Genomic DNA, 25,723 nt, shown 5'->3' with positions numbered 1-25,723 from the left:
CGATTATGGTCAAATATATCTATTTGGGGGCAAGCAGGACGTCCTGCGCGCTTAAAATTTCGGGCCTGTCTGCCGCTTTCATGAACTTTTTGATGCCGATTGTGGCAATCCACGAGCGAACATCATTTTTTGTGCATATTTCCACCTTTTTGGCTTCACATTTTTAACGAACGCGATAAGGGTTTGCGTCAAGAGGGACAAAAAACGGCAATGAGAGCCCTCATGAAGCAACATAAACGAGACGCGTTCCAATTCGAGAACGTGTCCAGGGGAAAAATATGGAGTATTTTATCCAGCAGCTCATCAACGGGCTGACTCTTGGATCGATCTACGGCCTCATCGCTATTGGCTACACAATGGTCTACGGCATCATCGGCATGATCAACTTCGCCCACGGCGATATCTTCATGCTTGGCGGCTTTGCCGCGCTGATCGTCTTTCTCATTCTCACCTCCTTCATTGCAGGCCTTCCAGTCGCCCTCCTTCTGTTGGTGATGATGGTCGTTGCGATGCTGGTGACGGGCCTGTGGAACTGGGCGATCGAGCGCGTGGCCTATCGTCCGCTGCGTGGCTCTTTCCGCCTCGCGCCGCTGATCACGGCCATCGGCATGTCGATCGTGCTGTCCAACTTCATCCAGGTCACGCAGGGTCCGCGCAACAAGCCGATCCCGCCTATGGTGACCGATACCTATCATTTTGGCGCGATCACCATTTCGCTGAAGCAGCTGTTGATCGTGGCGATCACATCGGTTCTGCTGTTCGCCTTCTGGTACATCGTCAACAAGACACCGCTTGGCCGTGCACAGCGCGCCACGGAGCAGGACCGCAAGATGGCGGCATTGCTCGGCGTCGACGTCGACCGGACGATCTCCGTCACCTTCGTTATGGGCGCCGCGCTCGCTGCCGTCGCCGGTACGATGTACCTGATGTATTACGGCGTCGCCTCGTTCAATGACGGTTTCATCCCCGGCGTCAAGGCCTTCACGGCCGCGGTTCTGGGCGGCATCGGTTCGCTTCCGGGTGCCGTTCTCGGCGGTCTGCTGATCGGTCTGATCGAGTCGCTCTGGTCGGCGTATTTCTCCATCGCCTACAAGGACGTGGCCGCCTTCGGCATCCTGGCCTTCGTGCTGATATTCAAGCCGACTGGCATTCTGGGCCGTCCGGAAGTCGAGAAGGTTTAAGCATATGGCAAATATTCCTTCCGACAACGCCGCCGAGCAGAACGTCATGGCCAGAGCGGTGAAGGAGGCCATCATTGCCGGCTTCGTCTCGCTTGGCATGTTCCTTCTTTATGTCGGCATCGTCACCTATCAGGATATCAACAATCAGTTGGTCTGGGGCACGCGCTGGGGGCTTCTGGCGATCTTCGTCGCAATTGCCGCCGTCGGTCGCTTCATCGTGGTCGGTGTCATCGAGCCGCATCTCGACCGCCGCAAGCTCGCCAAGTCCAAGGCTGGCATTCTGGAAATCTCCGAGGAAAAGAATTTTTTCCACAAGCATTTCCTGAAGATCGCGCTGGTTTTTCTGCTGGCCTATCCCCTCGTTGCCGTCTACTTCAAAGGCGCTCAGGGCTCGCTGATCTTCGTCGACAATTTCGGCATCCAGATTCTCATCTATGTGATGCTGGCCTGGGGTCTGAACATCGTCGTCGGTCTGGCCGGTCTGCTCGATCTCGGCTATGTCGCCTTCTATGCAGTCGGTGCCTATTCCTACGCGCTGCTCTCCAGCTATTTTGGTCTGTCCTTCTGGGTGCTTCTGCCGCTTGCGGGTATCCTTGCCGCCTTCTGGGGCGTCATTCTCGGCTTTCCGGTGCTGCGCCTGCGCGGTGACTATCTCGCCATCGTCACACTTGCTTTCGGCGAAATCATCCGTCTTGTGCTTCTGAACTGGACGGATGTGACGCGAGGCACCTTCGGGATCTCCGGCATTGCCAAGGCATCGGTGTTCGGCATCTGGTCTTTCGATGTCGGCGCGCCGAACAACTTCACCAAGGCTTTCGGCCTGCCGATGTCGTCGGGTTACTACAAGATCTTCCTCTTCTACGTGATCCTGCTTCTGTGCATGCTGACGGCCTACGTCACCATCAAGCTGCGTCGCATGCCGATCGGTCGTGCCTGGGAAGCGCTGCGCGAGGACGAAATCGCCTGCCGCTCGCTCGGTATCGATACGGTCAAGACCAAGCTTACCGCATTCGCAACGGGTGCGATGTTCGGCGGCTTTGCAGGCTCCTTCTTTGCTGCACGCCAAGGCTTCGTGTCTCCGGAAAGCTTCGTCTTCCTGGAATCGGCGGTTATTCTGGCGATCGTCGTTCTCGGCGGCATGGGCTCGCTGACCGGTATTGCTATTGCTGCAGTCGTCATGGTCGGCGGTACCGAGCTTCTGCGTGAAATGGAATTCCTGAAGCATGTCTTCGGCCCCGATTTCACGCCTGAACTCTACCGCATGCTGCTCTTCGGCCTAGCGATGGTCATCGTCATGCTGTTCAAACCGCGCGGCTTCGTTGGCTCGCGCGAACCCACGGCCTTCCTGAAAAAACGCAAGTCTGTCTCCGGCAGCTTCACCAAGGAAGGTCACGGCTGATGGCGTCCGGAAACACTGCGATGAACAAGAATACCATCCTGAAGGTCGAACATCTGTCGATGCGCTTCGGCGGTCTGATGGCGATCAACGACCTCTCCTTCGACGTGAAGCGCGGCGATATCACCGCGCTGATCGGCCCGAACGGCGCTGGCAAGACCACCGTGTTCAACTGCATCACCGGTTTCTACAAGCCGACGATGGGGATGATCACCATGGTGCGCAGCAATGGCGAGGAGCACCTGCTCGAGCGGTTGCCGGACTTCGAAGTGACCAAGAAAGCCAAGGTTGCTCGTACCTTCCAGAACATCCGCCTGTTTTCAGGCCTGACGGTTTTGGAAAACCTGCTGGTGGCCCAGCACAACAAGCTCATGAAGGCGTCGGGCTACACCATCCTCGGCCTGCTCGGTCTTCCCGCCTATACGCATGCGGCGGAAGCATCGATCGAAAAGGCAAAGTACTGGCTGGAGAAGGCCGATCTCATCGATCGTGCCGACGATCCGGCGGGCGATCTTTCCTATGGCGCGCAGCGGCGTCTGGAAATTGCCCGTGCCATGTGTACCGAGCCTGAACTTCTTTGCCTCGACGAACCCGCCGCCGGTCTCAACCCGAAGGAATCGTTGGCGCTCAACACCCTGTTGCGCAGCATTCGTGACGAGGGAACTTCGTTGCTCCTGATCGAACATGACATGTCGGTCGTCATGGAAATCTCCGACCACGTCGTGGTGCTCGAATATGGGCAGAAGATTTCCGACGGTACGCCGGATCATGTGAAGAACGATCCAAAGGTCATCGCCGCCTATCTGGGTGTCGAGGATGATGAAGTGGAAGACGTGATTGCAGAAGAACTCAACGGGGGAGCCGTCTGATGTCTGACACTCTCCTGAAAATTCAAGGCGTTGAAACTTACTACGGCAATATCCGCGCTCTTGCTGGCGTGGATGTCGAGGTGAAGAAGGGCGAGATCGTCTCTCTCATCGGCGCCAATGGTGCTGGCAAGTCGACGCTGATGATGACGATCTGCGGCGCGCCACAGGCCCGCCATGGCGAAATCATCTTCGACGGCGAGGACATTACCCGTGTGCCGACGCATATGATTGCGCGCAAGCGCATCGCCCAGTCTCCCGAAGGACGCCGGATTTTCCCGCGCATGTCGGTGCTGGAAAATCTGCAGATGGGCGCCAATCTCGACAACCTGAAATACTTCAAGGAAGACGTCGAGAAGGTCTTCACGATGTTCCCTCGTCTCAAGGAGCGTCAAAGCCAGCGCGGCGGAACGCTTTCGGGCGGCGAGCAGCAGATGCTGTCTATCGGCCGCGCGCTGATGTCGCGTCCAAAGCTTCTGCTACTGGACGAGCCATCGCTCGGTCTGGCTCCTCTGATCGTCAAGGGTATCTTCGAGGCGATCAAGAAGCTCAACCAGGAAGAGGGGCTGACCGTCTTCCTCGTCGAGCAGAATGCTTTTGCCGCCCTCAAGCTTTCGGACCGCGCTTACGTCATGGTCAATGGCAAGGTGACGATGAGCGGTTCCGGCAAGGAGCTTCTTGCCAACCCTGAAGTGCGCGCAGCCTATCTCGAAGGCGGTCGTCACTGACGGTGAAAACTGTGCGGGGATCTCCGATACCCGTGCTTTGACAAAGCGCAAAAATTTTTATGATTTTGTGCCGTTGCCCATGAAAAAGTGCTTGCTTTCGAAGGCGTTGGGCGCAAATCTGCTAAAAGCCTGTCAGACTGCCTAGCTGGTTTGGCGGAGCAAAAACAAACAATAAAGCTTGCCGGAAAACGGTCGAGCGAAAACGGAAAACAGGGCCGTTCGCGATTTCGTCGGCGGCGCTGATTGGGGAAAATATGCAGGGCCTTTTTTTCGAAACCGATAATGGCGTTCGCTATGTCTTGCGCGCGCTTGTCGTTCTTCTCGGCTTCTGGACAGCCTGGCGCACCGGTAAGTCCGTGGCGGAAGGCTGGGGCAACTACTGGCAGGTGGTGATTTACGCACTGCTTCTGGGCTGCGTCATGCGCTTTCTGCACTACGCGCTCTTTGCCGGTCCCCTGCTGAACGGCTTCTACTATCTAATCGATGTCGTGGTTCTCCTCGCCTTCGCAACGGCTGGTTTCCGCATCCGTCGCACGCGCCAGATGGTCGATAACTACTACTGGCTTTATGACCGGACCTCGGCATTTTCCTATAAGAAGAAACATTGACAGACGGGTTTTTCTGAAATCAGAATTCCCTCCTGAGTGGAACAGCTTGGACAGTTAATTTGGGTGCTGGACAGGTCAAGAAAATCAACCCAATCAAAGGAACTGGGAGTAACATAATGAAGAAGTCTCTTCTTTCCGCAGTTGCGCTGACCGCAATGGTCGCGTTCAGCGGTTCGGCATGGGCCGATGTCCTCATCGGCGTCGGTGGTCCATTGACTGGCCCGAACGCTGCTTTCGGCGCTCAGCTCCAGAAGGGTGCGGAACAGGCCGCAGCGGACATCAACGCGGCTGGCGGTATCAATGGCGAGAAGATCAAGATCGTTCTCGGTGACGATGTGTCCGACCCCAAGCAGGGCATCTCTGTTGCCAACAAGTTCGCAGCCGATGGCGTGAAGTTCGTCGTCGGTCACTTCAACTCCGGCGTTTCCATTCCGGCATCTGAAGTCTATGCCGAAAACGGCATTCTCGAAGTGACGCCTGCTGCCACCAACCCGGTTTTCACCGAGCGCGGCCTGTGGAACACCTTCCGCACCTGCGGCCGTGACGACCAGCAGGGCGGCATTGCCGGCAAGTACCTCGCAGACCACTTCAAGGATGCCAAGGTCGCCATCATCCACGACAAGACCCCCTACGGTCAGGGCCTTGCCGATGAAACCAAGAAGGCTGCCAACGCCGCTGGCGTGAAGGAAGTCATCTATGAAGGCGTCAATGTTGGCGACAAGGATTTCTCGGCCCTCATCGCGAAGATGAAGGAAGCCGGCGTTTCCGTCATCTATTGGGGTGGCCTCCACACCGAAGCTGGCCTGATCATCCGTCAGGCGAAGGACCAGGGCCTCAAGGCCAAGCTCGTTTCCGGTGACGGTATCGTCTCCAACGAACTGGCTTCAATTGCTGGTGACGCTGTTGAAGGTACGCTGAACACCTTCGGTCCTGACCCGACCCTGCGCCCTGAAAACAAGGAACTGGTCGAGAAGTTCAAGGCTGCTGGCTTCAATCCTGAAGCTTACACGCTTTACTCCTACGCCGCCGTTCAGACGATTGCAGAAGGTGCAAAGGCTGCCGGTTCTCTCGACGCTGAAGCCGTTGCTGCAGCGCTGAAGAAGGGTACGTTCAAGACTGTTCTCGGCGACATTTCCTTCGACGAAAAGGGTGACCCGAAGCTTCCTGGCTACGTCATGTACGAATGGAAGAAGGGCCCAGACGGCAAGTACAGCTACTTCCAGCAGGGCATGTAATCTGCTCTGTCAGTCTGAGATTGATGAAGCCCGGCAGCGATGCCGGGTTTTCATGTTTCTAGGGGCATGCAATGGATTTCATCGTCGCTCAGACCCCCCATGGTCCATTGAGGGACAAGCGCCCGGCTCTTGGCGGGGAGGAGATTGCGCGTCAGAAAGTCTAACTCCAATCCTTTCAATCACAATAATTTAGAAAAATGTGATGATGAGCGGAACTGCCTGCGTTGCGCCACGTTTTCTGCGGCCTCAATTCAGGAGTTCATCAATGAAAAAGCTTGTTGTTTCCGCAGTCCTCGCCGCCGCGACTTTCTTCTCGGTGACGGCACCATCCTTTGCTGAAACCGTGACGGTAACGACGACGCAGCGCGTCATGCGCGAGCCAGTGCGCGAAGAGTACCGCCCTCGTCACTACCGCCACGCACCGCGCGACTGTTTCGTCAAGAAGGAACGCATTCGCCGCCACGGCGAGATCATTGTTCGCAAGACCCGCGTCTGCCGCTAATAGCATCGCCTGTTCTCCCTTCCGACGCGTGTCGGAGGGGAAACAGGCGTGGCGTTTTAAGAAAAAGACTAGGGTAGGCGGCGATCGTTCCGCCTTCTTTAATTTCATGCTTCGGCTCAACGCTGCTGCAGGTGAGCGCCTTCCTTCCCCAGGGAAGAATTTCTTTCAGCTTGTCGCAGTATCTCAAAGCGCACTCAGCATGAAATCTACCCGTTCCTCAATATTCGTCTTGGGTAAGATGACGACGTCGTATCCCAGATCCTTGTAGTCGCGACACAGCCGCTGATACTCTTCCAGTGCCTCCTCGAACCTGTGGCGACGTTCGTTATCGGTCACGTATATTTCGGGCCAGGGAGGCGTCAGGAACACCTGTGTGTGATAGCGAAACTCGGTCCGTAGCCTCTCGTACCAGTGCCAGTCTGAGAGAGTTCGTAGCGCGGAAGCGGCGTCGATGAGGCTGCGGTCGAAGATCGAGACGCCCGAACGTTCACACGCTGCCTTGTAGTCCTGTTTAGCCAACGCGATCGCCTGCTCAAGGAACGCTTTGAGATCTAGCCAGGGAAGGGCGGTGCCTCCCGCGTTCAACTGTTGTTCGACAACCCGTCGGCCTGGCTCTTCCACCGTGGCGAAACCAAGGTGTGAAAGTTGTGAGAGCAGTGTGGATTTTCCGCCTCCAGAGCAGCCGGACAGAATGATGAGCTTGTCCATGTTGGTCCTCCTTAAGAATCGGTGTCGTCCCACGCAAGCACGCCCACATAGACGGCGCTGGACAGCGATGCATGACACTGTGATGACGCGGTCAGGCTTGCAGATGAGTTGCTGTCACTCCGAGAAAGTCGAGATGCCGACCGAGGCAGTCTCAACTATCGTGCAGCACATGGGCCGCCTTTACTGCGGCGGAGGCACGGTTTTCGACGCCGAGTTTAACGTAGATCTGTTCCAGATGCTTGTTGACCGTGCGGGCCGACAGGCCAAGAATCTCGCCGATATCGCGGTTGGATTTGCCTTTGGCGATCCAGACCAGCACCTCCGACTCTCTTGTGGTCAGCGAGAAGCGGTCGCGCAGAAGAGCGTCGCCGGATTTCTCGTTGGTTGTGGTCAGGCGGAAGAGATACTCGTCGGCGCCGACTGCGCCCAAAAAGGTGAATTGCAGTGAGGGGCGCTCGGCGTGGGTGATGACGAGTGGCGTGTCGCGCGCGCTCGTCTGGGTCATCCAGTCGCCGATAGTGCGCGACACGATGTCGAGACCATCATTGCTGCCGGTTGCTGCATTGATGAGGCGGGTGGCCTGCGGTGTCGACCAGAGGATCGTCCCATCGGCGCGCACCGCCAGCAGGTGGCGACCGGCGGCGTCCAGCGCCACGCGAGCGCTTTGGGCAGATCTCGCGTTGGAGAGGTGGACGCGCAGTCTCGCGCGCAGCTCGTCGATATTGATCGGCTTGCTGAGGTAATCCACACCGCCGCATTCCAGCGCGCGCACCACATGTTCGGTCTCGGTAAGGCCCGTCATGAAGATGACTGGCACCTGCGCCACGGCGGCATTGGCCTTCAGGCGCAGGCAGGTCTCAAAACCATCGGGCCCCGGCATGACGGCATCGAGAAGGATGAGATCGGGCGTGACGCGCTCGACAATGTTCAGAGCCGCCTGACCGGAGGTCGCGATAAGCACCGAGAAGCCGGACTGTTCCAGAGCCTCGGTGAGAAAGCCCAGCGCTTCCGGGCTGTCGTCCACCAGAAGGACGATATCGCGGGGCTGCAATGGTCTATTCATCCGTGCCCCTTGCTTGCGTCAAAACTGTTCAGATAATCGGCATAGCCGGCGAGATCGAAGGCGCGGACGAAGCGGCGTGCCTCTTCGGTGAAGGCCAGATTTTCCGGTTGAGCGGCAAGAGTGTCGAGCTTCGCCTCTATGCCACGAATATAGCCTATTTCGCCAAGCGCTAGCAAATCCTGCAAATGGACTGGCTCCGGTGGGCGGATCGCGCTCGGTTTCTCCTCCTTCGCGGAGCGGTTCACCGGCGGCAGATCGGTGTCATAGACCCATTGCAGGCCAAGATGCACGGCAAGCCGGTCGCAGAGCTTGCGGATATCCACGGGCTTTGCCAGCGCATCATTGTGGCCATCCGTACCCGCACCGATGATTGCCGTATCGCCGATATTGGCCGAAAGCATGATGATGGGAGCGGTCTGGCCTGCGTCACGCAGCCTGTCGACCAGCTGCCAGCCGCTCATGCCCGGCATGGAGATGTCGATGAGGAAAGCGTCCGGCTGCATCGCCTCGATCAGCGCCAGGCAGTCCGGCCCGCTTTGCGCCGTCAGCACGACGAAATCGAGCGGCGACAGCACCTCCATCATCAGGTCGCGGTGATCCTCATTGTCATCGACAACGACAATGGTGCGGCGTGGACCGGCATAGGAAACAATCTTCTTTTCCGGTGCGAGTGCAGTGCTGGGACGATCGACGGAGGAGAGCATCAGCCGTACCCGGAAGGTCGAGCCGACATCCTTCTCGCTCTCCACCGAAATTTCGCCGCCGAGCGTGTTGGTGAGAAGCTGCGTGATGGTGAGGCCAAGGCCGAGCCCAGGCATCGGCTTGATGCTTTCGGCTTCGCCACGCTGGAACGGCTCGTAGATGCGGGCGAGATCCTTTTGCGCAATACCGCGCCCGGTATCGGTGACGGTGAAGGTGGCGACCTGGCTGCGATAGGTCACATCGAAGGTGACGGTGCCTTCGTCGGTGAACTTGATGGCGTTGGAGAGCAGGTTGACGAGGATTTGCCGAAGTCGCTTTTCGTCGCTTCGCACATATTGCGGCAGGCTCTTTGCCCGCTCATGGCGGAAGCTCAGACCCTTGGCCTGCGCCTGCGGGCGGAACATATCGACGATCTGGTCGAGAAAATCCTGAATGTTGATTTCGTTGGATTGCACCTGCAAACGCCCGGCCTCGATCTTGGAAATGTCCAGCAGGCCATCGATCAGGCCAGAGAGGTGATCGGCAGAGCGGCGTATCACCTTGATGGCGGATTGGCGGGGTGGCGGGATGGTTTCATCCCGCTCAAGGATCTGAGCGTAGCCGAGTACGGCATTGAGCGGTGTGCGCAATTCGTGGCTGAGGCCTACCACATAGCGGCTCTTGGCGCGGTTGGCTGCTTCGGCCGTTTCCTTGGCATATTGGAGGGCTGCATCCGTCTTCTGGTGCGCGGCGATTTCTTTCAACAGCAATGTGTTCTGGCGCGAGGATTCTTCCTCCGCCACCACCCGGCTGTCATGGGCCAGCACCAGGAACCAGCAGACGATGCCGGCAATGACGGCAAAGACGAAGAAGACGATGAGAATGGTGCGATTGACGACGTCCGCGGTCGCTGGCGTTCCGGTGCCGACCTGATGGGCAATCAGCGCCAGGATGCCGCCAAGAGCTGCGACAGCGAGTGCAGAGAATATGGTGTAGCGACCGAGCCGCGTCGAAAGTTTGACGACGAACTCTTCGGGAAGGAAACTCTTTGCGACCTGTGCCGTCTGATAATTCAGCCGTGCCTTCGGCTTGCACATATCGTGGCAACGGCTGTCCAGCGAGCAGCACAGCGAACAGATCGGACCGGCATAGGCGGGGCACCAGGCCATGTCTTCCGGCTCGAAAGGATGCTCGCAGATGGAGCAGGTGATGCTGGAAAGCTCCTTCCACTTCTGGCGCGGCTTGCGGGCCAGGTAGAATTTTCCCTTCGTGCCCCAGGCGATCAGCGGTGAGGCGATGAAGGCAACGATGAGGGTGATATAGGGCGCCAGCGATGCGGAGAGCGTGCCGAACAGACCGAAATGGGCGGCGAGCGCGATCGTTGCCGAGAGCGCCATGGCGCCGACGCCGACGGGATTGATATCGAAAAGATGCGCGCGCTTGAACTCGATGCCGGGTGGGGCAAGGCCGAGCGGCTTGTTGATGAAAAGATCGGCGGAAATGGTGCAGAGCCACGCCATGGCGATAATGGAGAAGATGCCGAGCGTTTCCTCCAGCAGCCGATAGATGCCAAGCTCCATCAGCAGAAGCGCAATGGCGACATTGAAGACCAGCCAAACGACGCGGCCGGGATGGCTGTGGGTCAGGCGGGAGAAGAAGTTCGACCATGCGAGAGAGCCCGCATAGGCGTTCATCACATTGATCTTCAACTGCGACACGACGACGAATGCCACCATCAGGATCAGTGCTGCATTGTGGTTCGGGATCATGTAGCCGAAGGCGGTCAGATACATTTGAGAGGGGTCGGCGGCACGATCCACCGGCACGCCGGAGGACAGCGTCAGCACCACCAGGAAGGAGCCCGCCAGAAGCTTCGGAACGCCCACCAGAACCCAACCGGCACCGGCGAGGAAAACGCCAAACTTGTGGCGCCACTTGCTCTGGCCTTCCGCCGGCAGGAAGCGCAGGAAATCAACCTGTTCTCCGATCTGCGACATCAGCGCCAGAATGACGGCGGAGGCTGCACCGAACTCGATGAGGTTGAAGGACGCGATTTCACCGGGCGCGGCGGAGACATGGTGGATGCCGGAGAAGGCCAGCCAGAGATCGAATTTCTGCCAATCCATCAGGGCGATGAAGAGGAAGGGCAGGACGTTGAGGACGATCCAGAAGGGCTGCGTCAGGATCTGAAACTTGCTGATGAGACGCACGCCGTGGGTGACGAGCGGAATGACCATGACCGCCGAGATGATGTAGCCGATCCATAGCGGTATGCCGAGTGCCAGCTCCAGCGCGCCGGACATGATCGATGCCTCGATGGCAAAGAGCATGAAGGTGAAGGCGGCGTAGATCAGTGAGGTAATGGTGGAGCCGATATAGCCGAAGCTTGCGCCGCGCGTCAGAAGGTCGATATCGACGCCGTGGCGGATGGCGTAGCGGCTGATCGGCAGGCCGACGAGCAGCATGGCCACCGCAGCAGCAACGATGGCGAAAAAGGCGTTTGTCGTGCCATAGGAGAGGGTGATGGCGCCGCCGATGGCTTCCAGTGCCAGAAAGGAGATCGCGCCGATGGCGGTGTGGGAAATGCGGCTCGAGGAGAATTGCCGGGCGCTCTTGGCGGTAAATCGCAGCGCGTAATCTTCCAGCGTCTGGTTCGCGACCCAGCGGTTATATTCGCGCCTGACGGGGATGATGCGTTGCCGTGCGGCCATGCCAGTGTTTCACAGCCTCCACTAGAGCTTGGTGTCCGTATCTCTCTCCGGCGTCATGGTCGGGCTTGACCCGACCATCCACCAGCGGATGGAAACCTGGATCCTCGGGTCAAGCCCGAGGATGACGAGCGAGCCGCGGTCGTTGAGTCCACGTTGCCCGCAAACGGCAGACGGAAAAATGGCGTCGCCCGGATCGAGCGACGCCACTTGTTTTAGATTAGGCAGCAGCCGACTTTGCCGTCGGGACTTCTGCGATCGTCTTCAGAACGACGGAAGCGATCTGGTATGGGCAGCCCTGGGAGTTCGGACGACGGTCTTCGAGGTAACCACGATAGCCGTTGTTGACGAAGGAGTGCGGAACGCGGATCGACGCGCCACGGTCTGCAACGCCGTAGGAGAACTTGTTCCAAGGAGCGGTTTCGTGCTTGCCGGTCAGGCGCAGGTGGTTGTCCGGACCGTAAACGTCGATGTGCTCTTTCCAGTTCTTTTCGAAGGCAGCCATGAGGGCTTCGAAATAGTCCTTGCCGCCAACTTCACGCATGAACTTGGTGGAGAAGTTGCAGTGCATGCCAGAGCCGTTCCAGTCGGTGTCGCCGAGCGGCTTGCAGTGGAATTCGACGTCGATGCCGTACTTTTCGCACAGGCGAAGAAGCAGGTAGCGAGCGATCCAGATCTGGTCGGCGGCACTCTTGGAGCCCTTGCCGAAAACCTGGAATTCCCACTGGCCCTTTGCCACTTCGGCGTTGATGCCTTCGTGGTTGATGCCTGCTTCGAGGCAGAGGTCGAGATGCTCTTCGACGATTTCGCGAGCGATCGAACCAACGTTCTTGTAGCCGACGCCTGTGTAGTATGGGCCCTGCGGAGCGGGGTAGCCCTGCTCAGGGAAGCCGAGCGGGCGGCCGTCTTCGTAGAAGAAGTATTCCTGCTCGAAGCCGAACCATGCGCCTTCGTCGTCGAGGATGGTTGCGCGGCTGTTGGACGGATGCGGGGTTACGCCATCCGGCATCATGACTTCGCACATGACGAGCGCGCCGTTGGTGCGGGCTGGGTCAGGGTAGATTGCGACTGGCTTCAGAACGCAGTCAGAGCTGTGGCCTTCGGCCTGCATGGTGGAGGAGCCGTCAAAGCCCCAAAGCGGAAGCTGCTCGAGTGTCGGGAATTCGTCGAATTCCTTGATCTGCGTCTTGCCGCGCAGGTTTGCTACCGGCTTGTAACCATCCAGCCAGATGTACTCGAGTTTGAACTTAGTCATTACGAACCTCTCATGGGTTAAGATGCGAAGCCTTGATTGTTTTCGTCCGGTTACCGGTGGAAAACGCTCTCGCTTTCAAGGGCTGCCGATAGATATGCATGCGCCGTGCCAGTTTGTGCGAGCAGCCGAATCGACGCTTCATTTTTTTGAAGTGAGATGGTTGCCGAACCCATTCGTACGGCAAAATCCGGGTTGATGGCGCAAAAGCGTTTTTCGCGATTTTTGAGAATTATGAAGGCTTTATGAAATAAAATCAGCTGATTTTCTGCCGAAACTGTAGGCGGGAGGGTCGTTCTGAATGTTTTTTCAGCCGAAAGCGCTAATTTTGAGTGATTAGCTGCATAAAGACTATTCGATTAACCGATGCGCAATCGTTTTGCCTAAAAAATAGACTTTGTGATATTTTTTTAAGCGAATAGGGTGAAATTCGGCTAGAAATCGGCTATTCTTCGGAACGAAGCATAGTGCTGCGGTGTTTTGATCAAAAGAAAGAGGCCGTCATGAGAACCGAACCCAATCTGGAAAGTGCCAAGATTTATCAGTTCCCGGTCGGCGGGCGCGCAGGCTACAGCCGTTTCCGCAAGGACGCTGATATTGCGTCCGCTGAAGCCCAGGCACCGCGTGTCGATTTCGACAGCTGGTATCATCAGGACGCCATCGCCCAAGATGACAAGCCCCACAACTAAGGGCTTGTCTCTGCCACGTAACGCCGGTTGCGGTCGTAGCGACCACCGGTGCGCTTCCCATTTGTGCTGATTTCGCCACCCCACCTACGTCAAACGACGTATACGGTTTCGTCCCGACGAGCCCGATAGTCCCCTCCAGCAGCGGTTAAAAAATGCCGCTGAGGCCTTGCTCCCAAGGCTTAAACACGAAGAGGGGTTCTTCCGATGACTTTCAGAAAGACGCTCACGGGCGCGCTGCTTGGCGCCATTTTGTCCACCACCGCCTTCCACGGCGCTTTTGCCGCTGACGACACGATCAAGATCGGCGTGCTGCACTCGCTTTCTGGCACCATGGCCATTTCGGAAACGACGCTCAAAGACGCCATGCTGATGCTCATCGAAGAGCAGAACAAGAAGGGCGGCGTCCTCGGCAAGAAGCTCGAAGCCGTTGTCGTCGATCCGGCCTCCGACTGGCCGCTCTTTGCCGAAAAGGCCCGCCAACTGATCAGCCAGGACAAGGTCGCAGCCGTCTTCGGTTGCTGGACCTCGTCTTCGCGCAAATCCGTTCTGCCGGTTTTCGAAGAGCTGAACTCCATCCTCTTCTATCCCGTTCAATATGAGGGCGAAGAGTCCTCGCGCAACATCTTCTACACTGGCGCCGCACCGAACCAGCAGGCCATCCCGGCTGTCGATTACCTTGCCAGCACCGAAGGTGTGGAGCGCTGGGTTCTGGCCGGTACCGACTATGTCTATCCGCAGACAACCAACAAGATCCTGAAGGCCTACCTGATGTCGAAGGGCGTCAAGGAAGAGGACATCATGATCAACTACACGCCGTTCGGTCACTCCGACTGGCAGACGATCGTCTCCGACATCAAGAAGTTCGGCTCTGCCGGCAAGAAGACTGCCGTCGTTTCCACCATCAATGGTGACGCCAACGTTCCCTTCTACAAGGAACTGGCCAACCAGGGCGTAAAGGCTGAAGACATTCCGGTCGTTGCCTTCTCCGTCGGTGAAGAAGAGCTCGCGGGTCTCGACACTTCGCCGCTCGTCGGCCACCTTGCCGCCTGGAACTATTTCCAGTCCGTCGATACGCCGGTCAATGCCGAGTTCATCAAGGAATGGCATGCCTTCACCAAGAACGACAAACGCGTGACCAACGACCCGATGGAAGCCGCTTATATCGGTTTCAATGCCTGGGTGAAGGCCGTCGAAGCTGCCGGCACCACCGATACCGACAAGGTTCTGGACAGCATCATCGGTGTTTCGGTGCCGAACCTTTCCGGCGGCTACGCCACCGTCATGCCGAACCACCACATCACCAAGCCGGTGCTGATCGGTGAAATCCAGTCCGACGGCCAGTTCCAGATCGTGCAGCAGACCGCCCAGGTCGTGGGTGACGAATGGTCGGATTATCTGCCGGACTCCAAGGACCTGATCTCGGATTGGCGCAAGCCCATGTCCTGCGGCAACTTCAACGTTGCCAGCGGCAAGTGCGGCGGCAAGGGCATGTGATTGGGTGATCCCTCTCGAGGCGCTGATGCGCCTCGACTGGACTCCGGCTCAACTCCGGGGTGAGGGAGACCGGGCAATCGCCCCACACACCGCCGTCATCCTCGGCCCTCGGATCAAAGTCCGAGGGTGACCCGAGGATCCACTGTTTACACTCACTCTCTCTAGCGTCGCTGGTTTCTGGCAGACGTGATGGATCCTCGGGTCAAGCCCGAGGATGACGTCGAGAGGGAGGGAGGCTCCAAGGGGGACTTGGGACCATGTTTTTCCGACTGTTGGCTGTGATCGGCCTTTTGTTCAGCCTGACGGCTTCGGCCCTTGCCCAGCAGGGCGATGCAAAGCCGTTGATCGATGCGCTGGGCAAGGCCGATTTCAAGCAGGCTGAAGCGCTGATCGGGCAGATTGCTGCGACGGGCGATGCACGCGTCGTGCCAGCACTGGAAGCGCTTGCTGCCGGTGAGCTCTATGTTCGCAAGGCCGACAGCCTGGTATTTCTCACCAAGCCCGCCGGCGATACTCTCACCCTGATCGATCCGGTGACGGGTGAGGCGGTCGGTGATGCGCCGAAGGCTGCGGTCACGAAGATCAAGGTCAACAATACGCTGCGCCGTGTCACGCGCGCAGCACTCGGCGGTCTGACGCTGCTGAGCCCGGATCGCTCCATCCGGCTTTCGGCAGCCGATGCGGTTTTGAAAGCGCCGAGTGCGGAAAATCTCGGGCTTCTGGAAGCGGCACTTGCGAAAGAAACCGATGCCGAGGTTCGCGCTCGTATGGAAGAGGCGCGCGCGGTATCCGTTCTGACCTCCGACCGCTCCGTCGAAGACAAGCGCAGTGCCATCGACACCATCAAGACCATTGGCGGGCGCGATGCGATCAGCATCCTGATGGCCGCGTCTTCGTCTGTCGATGCCAGCCTGAAGCCGGACATCGAAGCGGCGATCTCCCATATCGAATCTTCGCTCGCGCTTTGGGATACGGCACAGAACATCTGGTACGGCCTGTCGCTCGGCTCCGTACTGCTACTTGCTGCCATCGGCCTTGCCATCACCTTCGGCGTGATGGGCATCATCAACATGGCGCATGGCGAGATGGTGATGATCGGTGCCTATGCCACCTTCATCGTGCAGGAGATCATTCGCAGCCACTTCCCAAGCCTGTTTGACTGGTCGCTGGCCATTGCGCTTCCGGTCGCTTTTCTGGCTACCGGGTTCGTCGGTCTCGTCATCGAGCGCGGCGTGATCCGCTTTCTCTATGGCCGTCCGCTGGAAACGCTGCTTGCCACCTGGGGCATTTCGCTGATCCTGCAACAGGGTGTGCGCTCCATCTTCGGGCCGACCAACCGCGAGGTCGGCAGCCCCAGCTGGATGTCCGGCTCCTTCAGCGTCGGCTATCTGAACTTCACCTGGAACCGTGTCTGGATCGTCTGCTTCTCGCTTTCCGTCTTCTTTGCTCTGCTTCTGCTTCTGAAGCGGTCCTCCTTCGGCCTGCAGATGCGCGCCGTGACCCAGAACCGGCGCATGGCCTCTTCCATGGGCATCAGGACGCCCTGGGTCGATGCCTTTACCTTTGCGCTGGGTTCGGGCGTTGCCGGTCTTGCCGGTGTGGCGCTCAGCCAGATAGACAATGTCTCGCCCAATCTCGGCCAGAGCTACATCATCGACAGCTTCATGGTCGTCGTCTTCGGCGGTGTCGGCAATCTCTGGGGAACGCTGGTCGGCGCGCTGTCGCTCGGTGTTCTCAACAAATTCCTGGAGCCCACCGTCGGCGCCGTTCTCGGCAAGATCCTCGTGCTCGTCCTCATCATCCTGTTCATCCAGAAGCGGCCGCGTGGTCTCTTCGCACTCAAGGGAAGGGCGATCGAAGCATGATTACCGGCTTTCTCCTTCGCGCTCTCGACCGCCGCATCTCGATTGCCATCGGCATCATTCTGGCCGTGGCGCTCATCATTCCGGCACTGAACCTGCTCTTGCCGCCCAGCAACCCGCTGCATGTGCCGACCTATATGATGTCGATGCTCGGCAAGTATCTCGCCTACGCGCTGCTGGCCTTGGCACTCGATCTGGTCTGGGGTTACTGTGGTATTCTCTCGCTTGGCCATGGCGCCTTCTTCGCGCTCGGCGGCTATGCGATGGGGATGTATCTGATGCGCCAGATCGGCTCGCGCGGCGTCTATGGCGATCCGGTGCTTCCCGATTTCATGGTGTTCCTTAACTGGAAGGAACTGCCATGGTTCTGGCACGGCTTTGACATGTTCTGGTTCGCCATGCTGATGGTGCTGGTCGTGCCCGGTCTGCTTGCCTTCATCTTCGGCTGGTTCGCCTTCCGCTCTCGCGTCAACGGCGTCTATCTGTCGATCATCACCCAGGCCATGACCTATGCGCTGCTGCTTGCCTTCTTCCGCAACGACATGGGCTTTGGCGGCAATAACGGCCTGACAGACTTCAAGGACATCCTCGGTTTCTCCGTGCAGTCGAGCGGCACACGTGCGGTGCTCTTTGCCATGACGGCACTGATGCTGGCGCTGTCGCTGATAATTGCATCAGGCATCGTCAATTCCAAATTCGGCAAGGTGCTGGTGGGTGTGCGCGATGCCGAAAGCCGCGTTCGCTTCCTTGGCTTTCGCGTCGAAAACATCAAGCTCTTCACCTTCGTGGTTTCGGCGATGATGGCAGGTATTGCCGGCGCGCTCTTCGTGCCGCAGGTGGGCATCATCAATCCGGGAGAGTTCGCGCCGGCCAACTCGATCGAAGTGGTTGTGTGGACGGCCGTTGGCGGTCGCGGCACGCTGATCGGGCCAATCATCGGCGCGCTGCTGGTCAATGGCGGCAAGAGCTATTTTACCGGCGCCTTTCCCGAGTTCTGGCTCTTTGCGCTGGGCGGCCTCTTCATCGCCGTGACGCTGTTCTTCCCCAAGGGCATTGTCGGCACCATCCAGCACACTATGGCGGGCCGTCGCGGCAAGAGTGCAAAGCCCAAAGACAACCCGGCAAAGCCTGGCAATGACGATGCGGTGGCGCATCAGGCAGCGGAGTGAGGCGGATATGAACACAGTTTCTGATACGAGAGCAAAAAGCCTGCTCTATCTCGACGGCGTTTCCGTTTCCTTCGATGGCTTCCGGGCGCTGAACTCTCTCTCCTTTGTGGTGGAGCCCGGCGAGTTGCGCGCCATTATCGGCCCGAATGGAGCCGGCAAGACGACGATGATGGACATCATCACCGGCAAGACGCGGCCTGACAGCGGCACGGTGCTGTTCGAAGACCAGATCGACCTGACGAAGAAGGACGAGGCGGACATCGCCCAGCTCGGCATCGGCCGGAAATTTCAGAAGCCGACCGTTTTCGAAAGCCACACGGTCTGGGACAATCTGGAACTGGCGCTGAACCGCAAACGCGGCGTCTTCGCCACGCTGTTCTACCGGCTGACGGAGGAAGACAAGGCGCGCATCGAGGAAATCCTCGCAACTGTGCGCCTCGGCTACCGCCGAGATGATCTTGCGGCCAATCTCTCCCACGGCCAGAAACAGTGGCTGGAAATTGGCATGCTGCTCGCTCAGGAGCCGAAGCTTCTGCTGGTGGATGAACCGGTGGCGGGTATGACGGACGCCGAGACGGCGGAAACGGCGGTGCTGTTGAAGGAAATCGCCAAGACCCGTTCCGTGGTGGTGGTGGAACACGACATGGGCTTCATCCGCGAGCTTGGCGTCAAGGTGACATGCCTTGCCGAAGGCTCCGTGCTGGCCGAGGGATCGATCGATTTCGTTTCGAACGATCCGAAGGTCATCGAGAATTATCTGGGGCGGTGAACATGCTAAGCGTCGAAAACATCAATCTTCACTATGGCGCAGCACAGGCTTTGCGTGGCATTTCGCTGAATGCTGAGATGGGGAAGATCACCTGCGTTCTGGGCCGTAATGGTGTGGGCAAGAGTTCGCTGTTGCGCGCCGTCACCGGGCAGCATGCCATCAGCGGCGGCTCGATTACCTTTGGTGGAGAGAGCCTAAATGGACTTGCACCCTACCAGCGGGCAAAGCGCGGTGTGGGATACGTGCCGCAGGGGCGCGAAATCTTTCCGTTGCTGACGGTGCAGGAAAATCTGGAGAGCGGATATGCGCCTCTGCCCCGAAAGGAGCGGTTTATTCCTGACGATATTTTTAGCCTGTTTCCGGTGCTGCAAACCATGTTGTCACGCCGCGGCGGCGACCTTTCCGGCGGGCAGCAACAGCAGCTCGCAATTGGCCGGGCGTTGGTGACGAGACCTAAGATCCTGGTGCTGGACGAGCCGACCGAAGGCATTCAGCCCTCGATCATCAAGGATATTGGCCGGGCCATAAAGTATCTAAGGGACTCGACCGGCATGGCGATCCTGCTTGTCGAGCAGTATCTGGACTTCTGCCGTGAGCTTGCCGATTACGTCTACATCATGGATCGGGGTGAGGTGGTGCATCAAGGTGCGGCGGAAACGCTCGACACGCCGGAAGCGCGGCGGCATTTGACAGTATAGTTGCTGCGGATTTGCTCACGCTGTAATAAAAACCTCGTGATAAAGTGAACAGCCATGCGCTCAAGCATGGCTTTCATGCGGGCTTTTACATTTCATTCACCAAAATCCTGTGTTATTGGCACCATGAATGCTGCTTGCAAGACACCCCCACGAGGTCTTTTGCACGCCGCCACCGTCGATCCCTTACATTCCGCGAATTTTCCGGCATCTTGTCGGGGAACTGTGCCAATCAAAGGCGTGCCGATGAATTTGACTGTTGCTGGCCGGACGTTCCGGTTCACATTTCCTGCCAAAACGCTGTTTGCAGGTTTTGCAATCCTAACAAGCATGAGCGCCGCTGCATCGGCATCGATGTGCGGTCAGGCTGTGAAGCCGGGGCGGCATGAGTTTTCGCTCATGTCACAGGGTTCAGAACGCGAGGGCGTCTATTTCGTTCCATCCTCTTATGATGGATCGAAGCCGGTACCGGTCGTTTTCGATTTTCATGGCAGCAACAGCAACCCGAATGGCCAACTGGACCGTAGCGGCTGGGACAAGGTCGCCGAGCGCACGGGCGTGATGGTCGTGGCACTGCAGGGTAGTCTCGATGGAGAATTGCCGAATACACATGCCTGGAACGTGCCGGGTGTGACCACCAGGCCGGGCGGGCTGGATGAGGTGTCCTTCATTCGCGATGCAGTCTCCATGGTAAAATCCAAGTTCTGTGTCGATGAAGAGCGCTTCTATGGCTCCGGCTATTCCGGCGGCGGGCGCATGCTGTCGCAGTATCTGTGCAGCGGCAGCAATGATTTTGCCGCGGCGGGCTTCGTGGCCTCGTTGCGTGCTGGCGTCCCGGTCGAAGCCGAAGGCCGCTGGCGTCCGGATATGGCAAGCTGCACGCCTGCCAAGCCCATGTCGATCATCGCGTTCGCCGGCACGAAGGATCCTGCCAATCCCTATCAGGGTGGCGGAAAGCCTTACTGGCAGTATGGCGGCGAGACGGCGCTGAAGCGTTGGGCCGAGCTCGATGGCTGCAAGGGCGCGGTGAAAAGCAAGTCGCTCGGCAATTTCACCGTCAATTCCTACGATGTCTGCAAGAGCGGTTCGCGCATCCATTCCTATGTGATCGACGCCTGGGATCACGCCTGGCCACGCGCCACGATGAAATCGGAAGTGATTGCAACGTCTGCTGTTTTGACCCGCAAGCCCGGCAGCGACGTAACGCCGAAGGCGCAGCCTGCGGTCGACCGCAAAACTGCGGGAGATGAGAGCGCAAGACAGGTTGATGCCGCCGAAAGAATGTGGGATTTCTTCCAGAATACGGAAGGGCAGATGGTTGTCGACGCAACGTCGAAGACGGATTGCTCTGTGAAAGCGGTTTCCGCATCCGCGAAGCCCTCGGAGACGACGTGCAGCAGCCAGTCCTTGAAAGCCTCAGCCAACCCCGTCCGCAGCGCGCCCGTGGCCGAGGACGCATTGTAACCAAAGCCCTGAATGGCCGCAGCCGTCTGGACGAACTGTTTCAGGAAGGCTGCGCCAAGATCAGGCTTCCCGATACGTTTTCCAATGAAATGGAAGCCATTCTCATCAACTCCTCCGGCGGCTTGACCGGGGGAGACGAATTGGAATGGCAGGCCCATGCCAAGGCCGGTACCAGTCTGGTCGTGACGACGCAGGCCTGCGAAAAGGTCTACAAGGCTGCTGCCGGCACGGCTGCTGTCTCCGTCCACGTCACGGCCGAGGAAAACACCCGGCTCCATTGGCTTCCCCAGGAAACAATTCTGTTCGACCGCGCCTCGCTGACCCGCAGGCTGGATGCCAACCTACATGCCTCATCCGAATTCCTCGCCGTCGAGGCGGTCTTGCTCGGTCGCCAAGCCATGGGCGAAGCGATGGAGGAGGGGCTGTTTCGGGACCGCTGGCGCATTCGTCACGGCGGCAAACTTATCCATGCGGAGGAGCTTTTCCTCGACGGCCGCATTGCCGACCTGACGCAGCATGCATCAGTGCTATCAGGCCGCGTCGCCTTTGCCACCATTCTCTATATCGGCCCGCTGGCTGAGGCCTTGCTGCCTAAAATTAGGGCGTTTGCCGGAGAAAGCGGCGGCGCCAGCGAATGGCAGGGAAAGCTCGTCGTTCGGCTATCTGCTGCGGACGGATTCTCCTTAAGAAAAATGCTTTTTCCCATCATTTCGCTCTTGCGAAATGGCGCGCCAGTGCCGAAAGTCTGGAATCTGTGACGCTGGCGCAGCGACTGTAGAACCGTCTGGAATTTCAGTTAAGTGCCTGTGCAGCTACGATGAATTGAAGCGTGCCCTTTTTCGTTGAGGGACCACGCCGCGCTGGAATGGGACGACGATGAACCTTACTCCCCGGGAAAAAGACAAGCTCCTGATCTCCATGGCCGCCATGGTGGCACGCCGGCGGCTCGAACGCGGCGTGAAACTCAACTATCCCGAGGCGATCGCGCTGATCACCGACTATGTGGTGGAAGGCGCGCGCGATGGCCGCGCCGTGGCCGAACTGATGGAAGCGGGCGCGCATGTGATTTCACGCGACCAGGTCATGGAAGGCATCGCCGAGATGATCCATGACGTGCAGGTGGAAGCCACTTTCCCGGACGGCACCAAGCTCGTCACCGTGCATGAGCCGATCCGTTAAGGCCGACCAATTTTGTTTTATGCATTTGCCAAGGCAAAACCGCTCAGGCTTTTGCTGGACACGCTGAAGGGAGAACCGCGATGATACCAGGCGAGATCATTGCTGCCGAGGGCACGATAGAGCTCAATGCCGGCCAGCCGACGATCACCATCGAGGTTGCCAATTCCGGTGACCGTCCGGTTCAGGTTGGCAGCCACTACCATTTCTTCGAGACCAATGCCGGGCTGATCTTTGAACGTGACAAGGCACGCGGCATGCGGCTCGATATTCCAGCCGGTACGGCGGTACGTTTCGAGCCGGGGCAGAAGCGCGAGGTAACGCTGGTGCCGTTTTCCGGCAAGCGCGAGGTTTACGGCTTTCGCCAGCAGGTCATGGGAAAGCTCTGATGTCGAAGCGCTCGTTCCTCAGTCTGTCGGCGTCCGTTTTTCTGGTGGGCGTGGGTGGCGCGACAGGCGCATTCTCCCAGGAAGACAAGGTGAATTGCGCCAATCCGCAAACGCAGATGGAAATGACCCAGTGCGCCGGTGAAGACTATGACAAGGCCGACAAGGACTTGAATGTCCAGTACCAGAAGCTTCGCAAGCTTCTGGCCGAGCGCGACAAAAGTGCTGATGAGAGCACCAAGGGTGCCGTCGATGCGCTTGTTGCCGCCCAGCGCGCATGGGTTGCCTTTCGCGATGCCAATTGTGACTTCGAAGGATTTCAGGCGCGTGGCGGTTCCATGGAGCCGCAACTGGTCGCGTCCTGCCTTGCCGATATGAGCCGCAAGCGCACGGATGAACTGCGCGCACTTTCGGAAGGTTTTTGATCGAGAAATGGGCCGCAGGATCATGATTGTTGGAAATGGAGAGGTGCCGGACGGGGTGGCGGATGTCATCGACCGTGCGGACATCGTCATTCGCTTCAATCATTGCCGCTCGCTCGGCGCAGGCGGTAGGCGCACCGATGTCGTTGCCGTGTGCAATACCGGCCGTCCGGGACGCGAGATGACCCAGGAGAGGCATTGGCGCGAAAGCCCGGGCGTCGTGTCTGCCACGGCGATCTGGTGCGTCCGCGACCCGGCGAAGTTCAGCGAAATGGAACCTGACATTCGCCGCGACCGCCCTGAACTTGAGGATTTCTGCGTCGATTACAGCGTGGGCTTTGCGGCTATCGCTGCCGAGACCGGAAAGACGCATCTTATCATAGACAGGCAGGTGCATGATCGTCTGGACGGTGAGTTGAGATCCCTCTCATCGCAGAATTATGTGTGCCCGAGCAGCGGGCTCGTGACCATTCGCCATATGCTCGACAGGATGGTGGAGGGAGACGAGGTGTCTATTGCCGGTTTTGGTCATCAAGGTTGGGACGGGCATCCCTTTATTGCCGAAAAACAGTTGGTCGATCTGCTGGTCGGTCAGGGAAGGCTGAGAAGACTGCCTTCCGTATCGAAATTCTCTGTCTCCGAAGGAGCCTGAACCCATGTCCTACAAGATTTCCCGCGCCGCCTATGCCAGCATGTTCGGTCCGACCACCGGCGACAAGGTGCGCCTGGCCGATACGGAACTGTTCATCGAGATCGAGAAGGATTTCACCACCTATGGCGAAGAGGTGAAATTCGGCGGCGGCAAGGTTATTCGTGATGGCATGGGCCAGAGCCAGGCTACCCGTGCTGAAGGCGCGGTGGACACGGTGATCACCAATGTGGTGATCGTCGATCACTCCGGCGTCTACAAGGCCGATGTGGGCTTGAAGGACGGTCGCATTCACGGCATCGGCAAGGCGGGCAACCCGGATACGCAGCCGGGCGTCACCATCATCGTCGGGCCTTCGACGGAGGCGATTGCGGGCGAGGGCAAGATCCTGACCGCCGGCGGCATGGACGCTCACATTCATTATATCTGCCCGCAGCAGATCGAAGAAGCGCTGATGAGCGGCGTCACCTGCATGCTGGGCGGCGGTTCGGGTCCGGCGCACGGAACGCTTGCCACTACCTGTACTGGCGCATGGCATATCGAACGGATGATCGAAAGCTTCGACGGCTTCCCGATGAACCTGGCGCTTGCCGGCAAGGGCAATGCCTCGCTGCCGAAGCCGCTGGAAGAAATGATCCTCGCCGGTGCTTCCTCGCTGAAGCTGCATGAGGACTGGGGCACGACGCCTGCCGCCATCGACAATTGCCTGACGGTAGCCGACGCCTTCGATGTGCAGGTGATGATCCACACCGACACGCTGAACGAAAGCGGCTTCGTGGAAGACACGGTGGCCGCCATCAAGGGCCGCACGATCCACGCTTTCCACACGGAAGGTGCGGGTGGCGGTCACGCGCCGGATATCATCAAGATCTGCGGCAACCCCAACGTCATTCCGTCTTCCACCAATCCGACGCGCCCCTATACGGTGAACACGCTGGCCGAGCATCTGGACATGCTGATGGTCTGCCACCATCTGTCGCCGTCAATCCCGGAAGACATCGCCTTTGCCGAAAGCCGCATCCGTAAGGAGACGATTGCGGCGGAAGATATTCTGCACGATCTCGGCGCCTTCTCGATCATTTCCTCCGATAGCCAGGCGATGGGTCGTGTCGGCGAAGTCGCCATCCGTACCTGGCAGACGGCTGACAAGATGAAGCGCCAGCGTGGTCGCCTGAAGGAAGAGACGGGCGAGAACGATAATTTCCGTGTTCGCCGTTACATTGCCAAATACACGATCAACCCGGCCATTGCCCATGGTGTGAGCCACGAGATCGGCTCGGTCGAAGTCGGCAAGCGCGCCGATCTCGTTTTATGGTCGCCTGCCTTCTTCGGCGTGAAGCCGGAGATGGTGCTGCTCGGCGGCTCGATTGCGGCAGCTCCTATGGGTGATCCGAACGCGTCGATCCCCACGCCGCAGCCTATGCATTATCGCCCGATGTTTGCCGCTTACGGCAAGCTGCGCACCAATTCCTCCGTCACCTTCGTCTCGCAGGCCTCGCTCGATGGCGGCTTGGCCCAGCGTCTCGGCGTGGCCAAGAATCTGGTGGCAGTGAGGAATGTCCGCGGCGGTATCTCGAAGGCTTCGATGATCCACAATAAGCTGACCCCGCATATCGAAGTGGACCCTGAAACCTACGAGGTGCGCGCTGATGGCGAGCTACTGACCTGTGAACCGGCAACAGTGCTGCCCATGGCGCAGCGCTACTTCCTGTTCTGATTGGGTTTTGGCCACAAGCGCGGTCGTCACAAAAGGGTGTAGCGGCTTTGCGCCGACGACTGCGATGGCACAAGGACCTGAAGGCTGTAAGCGAATCTGACAGATCGCTGTACGTCTGCGTACATCCCCGGTAAAAACGGCTTCGCCTGTCACACCCCCAGCCCTTGTCTCCACGTATTCTCCATGGACGGAGCGGGATCTTGCTCGACGCTGTCTGAGGGCTTTCGTGAAATCAGGCCGGTTTCATGGTGCGTAAACCTGAGCCCCTTTGCTGATCGTTTTACCCGTTCAATATGCGCGGAT

Annotated in this window: 24 protein-coding genes; 20 read left to right on the top strand and 4 right to left on the bottom strand. The window is 58.5% G+C overall.

The annotated features are described in order from the left end of the window. The first annotated feature begins 278 nt into the window (after positions 1-278). The 7 genes from QZ862_RS00410 (at position 279) to QZ862_RS00380 (ending at position 6,516) form a co-directional block, all read left to right on the top strand. The gene (locus tag QZ862_RS00410; protein ID WP_296020151.1) at positions 279-1,181 is read left to right on the top strand and encodes a branched-chain amino acid ABC transporter permease; all 903 of its coding nucleotides are present in this window, start codon (positions 279-281) and stop codon (positions 1,179-1,181) included. A gap of 4 nt (positions 1,182-1,185) precedes the next feature. Then, a complete protein-coding gene (livM, locus tag QZ862_RS00405; RefSeq protein WP_296020148.1) occupies positions 1,186-2,580 on the top strand; it encodes a high-affinity branched-chain amino acid ABC transporter permease LivM in 1,395 nt (464 codons plus the stop codon). Then, a complete protein-coding gene (locus QZ862_RS00400) occupies positions 2,580-3,446 on the top strand; it encodes an ABC transporter ATP-binding protein (protein WP_296020145.1) in 867 nt (288 codons plus the stop codon). The genes livM and QZ862_RS00400 overlap by 1 nt, the downstream gene beginning before the upstream one ends. Beyond that, on the top strand, positions 3,446-4,171 hold the full coding sequence (locus QZ862_RS00395; RefSeq protein ID WP_296020142.1) for an ABC transporter ATP-binding protein: 726 nt from the start codon (positions 3,446-3,448) through the stop codon (positions 4,169-4,171). Before QZ862_RS00400 ends, QZ862_RS00395 begins: the two co-directional genes overlap by 1 nt. A gap of 254 nt (positions 4,172-4,425) precedes the next feature. Beyond that, positions 4,426-4,779: a DUF6867 family protein gene (locus QZ862_RS00390; protein WP_296096765.1), complete on the top strand. Its 354-nt coding sequence runs from the start codon at positions 4,426-4,428 to the stop codon at positions 4,777-4,779. A gap of 116 nt (positions 4,780-4,895) precedes the next feature. After that, a complete protein-coding gene (locus tag QZ862_RS00385; protein ID WP_296020137.1) occupies positions 4,896-6,014 on the top strand; it encodes a branched-chain amino acid ABC transporter substrate-binding protein in 1,119 nt (372 codons plus the stop codon). A 265-nt stretch (positions 6,015-6,279) separates the two neighbouring features. Then, on the top strand, positions 6,280-6,516 hold the full coding sequence (locus QZ862_RS00380; protein ID WP_296020134.1) for a hypothetical protein: 237 nt from the start codon (positions 6,280-6,282) through the stop codon (positions 6,514-6,516). Between the two features lie 183 nt (positions 6,517-6,699). On the opposite strand, the gene QZ862_RS00375 is transcribed toward QZ862_RS00380, so the two are convergent. The 4 genes from QZ862_RS00375 to QZ862_RS00360 form a co-directional block, all read right to left on the bottom strand. Continuing rightward, the gene (locus QZ862_RS00375; protein WP_296020131.1) at positions 6,700-7,224 is read right to left on the bottom strand and encodes an AAA family ATPase; all 525 of its coding nucleotides are present in this window, start codon (positions 7,222-7,224) and stop codon (positions 6,700-6,702) included. Between the two features lie 151 nt (positions 7,225-7,375). Beyond that, complete coding sequence (locus QZ862_RS00370) at positions 7,376-8,287, bottom strand: response regulator (protein ID WP_296096762.1); 912 nt, start codon at positions 8,285-8,287, stop codon at positions 7,376-7,378. Next, positions 8,284-11,679 (bottom strand): ATP-binding protein, encoded by a 3,396-nt coding sequence (locus QZ862_RS00365; protein WP_296096759.1) that lies wholly within the window; start codon positions 11,677-11,679, stop codon positions 8,284-8,286. The genes QZ862_RS00370 and QZ862_RS00365 overlap by 4 nt, the downstream gene beginning before the upstream one ends. Before the next feature lie 217 nt (positions 11,680-11,896). Then, positions 11,897-12,931 carry a glutamine synthetase beta-grasp domain-containing protein gene (locus QZ862_RS00360; RefSeq protein WP_112359988.1) on the bottom strand — a complete coding sequence of 345 codons (1,035 nt, stop codon included), beginning with the start codon at positions 12,929-12,931 and terminating at the stop codon, positions 11,897-11,899. Between the two features lie 500 nt (positions 12,932-13,431). On the opposite strand from QZ862_RS00360, the gene QZ862_RS00355 reads away from it, so the two are divergent. From QZ862_RS00355 to ureC, 13 genes are all read left to right on the top strand, one after another. Continuing rightward, the gene (locus QZ862_RS00355; protein WP_296020121.1) at positions 13,432-13,617 is read left to right on the top strand and encodes a DUF2735 domain-containing protein; all 186 of its coding nucleotides are present in this window, start codon (positions 13,432-13,434) and stop codon (positions 13,615-13,617) included. 204 nt (positions 13,618-13,821) lie between these two features. Beyond that, positions 13,822-15,111, top strand: a complete 1,290-nt coding sequence (urtA, locus tag QZ862_RS00350; RefSeq protein WP_296020118.1) for an urea ABC transporter substrate-binding protein — start codon at positions 13,822-13,824, stop codon at positions 15,109-15,111. Positions 15,112-15,368: 257 nt separating this feature from the next. Next, complete coding sequence (gene urtB / locus QZ862_RS00345; RefSeq protein WP_296096757.1) at positions 15,369-16,976, top strand: urea ABC transporter permease subunit UrtB; 1,608 nt, start codon at positions 15,369-15,371, stop codon at positions 16,974-16,976. Beyond that, positions 16,973-18,142, top strand: coding sequence for an urea ABC transporter permease subunit UrtC (urtC, locus tag QZ862_RS00340; RefSeq protein ID WP_296036369.1), 1,170 nt, complete (start codon positions 16,973-16,975; stop codon positions 18,140-18,142). Before urtB ends, urtC begins: the two co-directional genes overlap by 4 nt. A gap of 7 nt (positions 18,143-18,149) precedes the next feature. Then, positions 18,150-18,911, top strand: coding sequence for an urea ABC transporter ATP-binding protein UrtD (urtD, locus tag QZ862_RS00335; RefSeq protein WP_296096755.1), 762 nt, complete (start codon positions 18,150-18,152; stop codon positions 18,909-18,911). A 2-nt stretch (positions 18,912-18,913) separates the two neighbouring features. Then, positions 18,914-19,609 (top strand): urea ABC transporter ATP-binding subunit UrtE, encoded by a 696-nt coding sequence (gene urtE, locus QZ862_RS00330; protein WP_296083954.1) that lies wholly within the window; start codon positions 18,914-18,916, stop codon positions 19,607-19,609. A 243-nt stretch (positions 19,610-19,852) separates the two neighbouring features. After that, positions 19,853-21,070, top strand: a complete 1,218-nt coding sequence (locus tag QZ862_RS00325) for a polyhydroxybutyrate depolymerase (RefSeq protein ID WP_296020104.1) — start codon at positions 19,853-19,855, stop codon at positions 21,068-21,070. Continuing rightward, positions 20,998-21,828: an urease accessory protein UreD gene (locus QZ862_RS00320; protein WP_363315891.1), complete on the top strand. Its 831-nt coding sequence runs from the start codon at positions 20,998-21,000 to the stop codon at positions 21,826-21,828. Before QZ862_RS00325 ends, QZ862_RS00320 begins: the two co-directional genes overlap by 73 nt. Before the next feature lie 118 nt (positions 21,829-21,946). Then, a complete protein-coding gene (locus tag QZ862_RS00315; protein ID WP_062426232.1) occupies positions 21,947-22,249 on the top strand; it encodes an urease subunit gamma in 303 nt (100 codons plus the stop codon). Between the two features lie 80 nt (positions 22,250-22,329). Continuing rightward, on the top strand, positions 22,330-22,635 hold the full coding sequence (locus QZ862_RS00310) for an urease subunit beta (protein WP_296096752.1): 306 nt from the start codon (positions 22,330-22,332) through the stop codon (positions 22,633-22,635). Beyond that, on the top strand, positions 22,635-23,057 hold the full coding sequence (locus QZ862_RS00305) for a lysozyme inhibitor LprI family protein (RefSeq protein WP_296096749.1): 423 nt from the start codon (positions 22,635-22,637) through the stop codon (positions 23,055-23,057). Before QZ862_RS00310 ends, QZ862_RS00305 begins: the two co-directional genes overlap by 1 nt. 22 nt (positions 23,058-23,079) lie before the next feature. Beyond that, entirely contained in the window at positions 23,080-23,706 is a 627-nt protein-coding gene (locus tag QZ862_RS00300; protein WP_296096747.1) for a Urease operon accessory protein, read from the top strand. Between the two features lie 4 nt (positions 23,707-23,710). Then, positions 23,711-25,420: an urease subunit alpha gene (gene ureC / locus QZ862_RS00295; protein ID WP_296096744.1), complete on the top strand. Its 1,710-nt coding sequence runs from the start codon at positions 23,711-23,713 to the stop codon at positions 25,418-25,420. Positions 25,421-25,723 lie beyond the last annotated feature (303 nt).

The sequence above is a fragment of the uncultured Agrobacterium sp. genome, assembly GCA_913777615.1.
Taxonomy (GTDB): domain Bacteria; phylum Pseudomonadota; class Alphaproteobacteria; order Rhizobiales; family Rhizobiaceae; genus Agrobacterium.
Note: the sequence above shows the minus strand (reverse complement) of the source record. Positions and strands in the feature narration are given on the sequence as shown.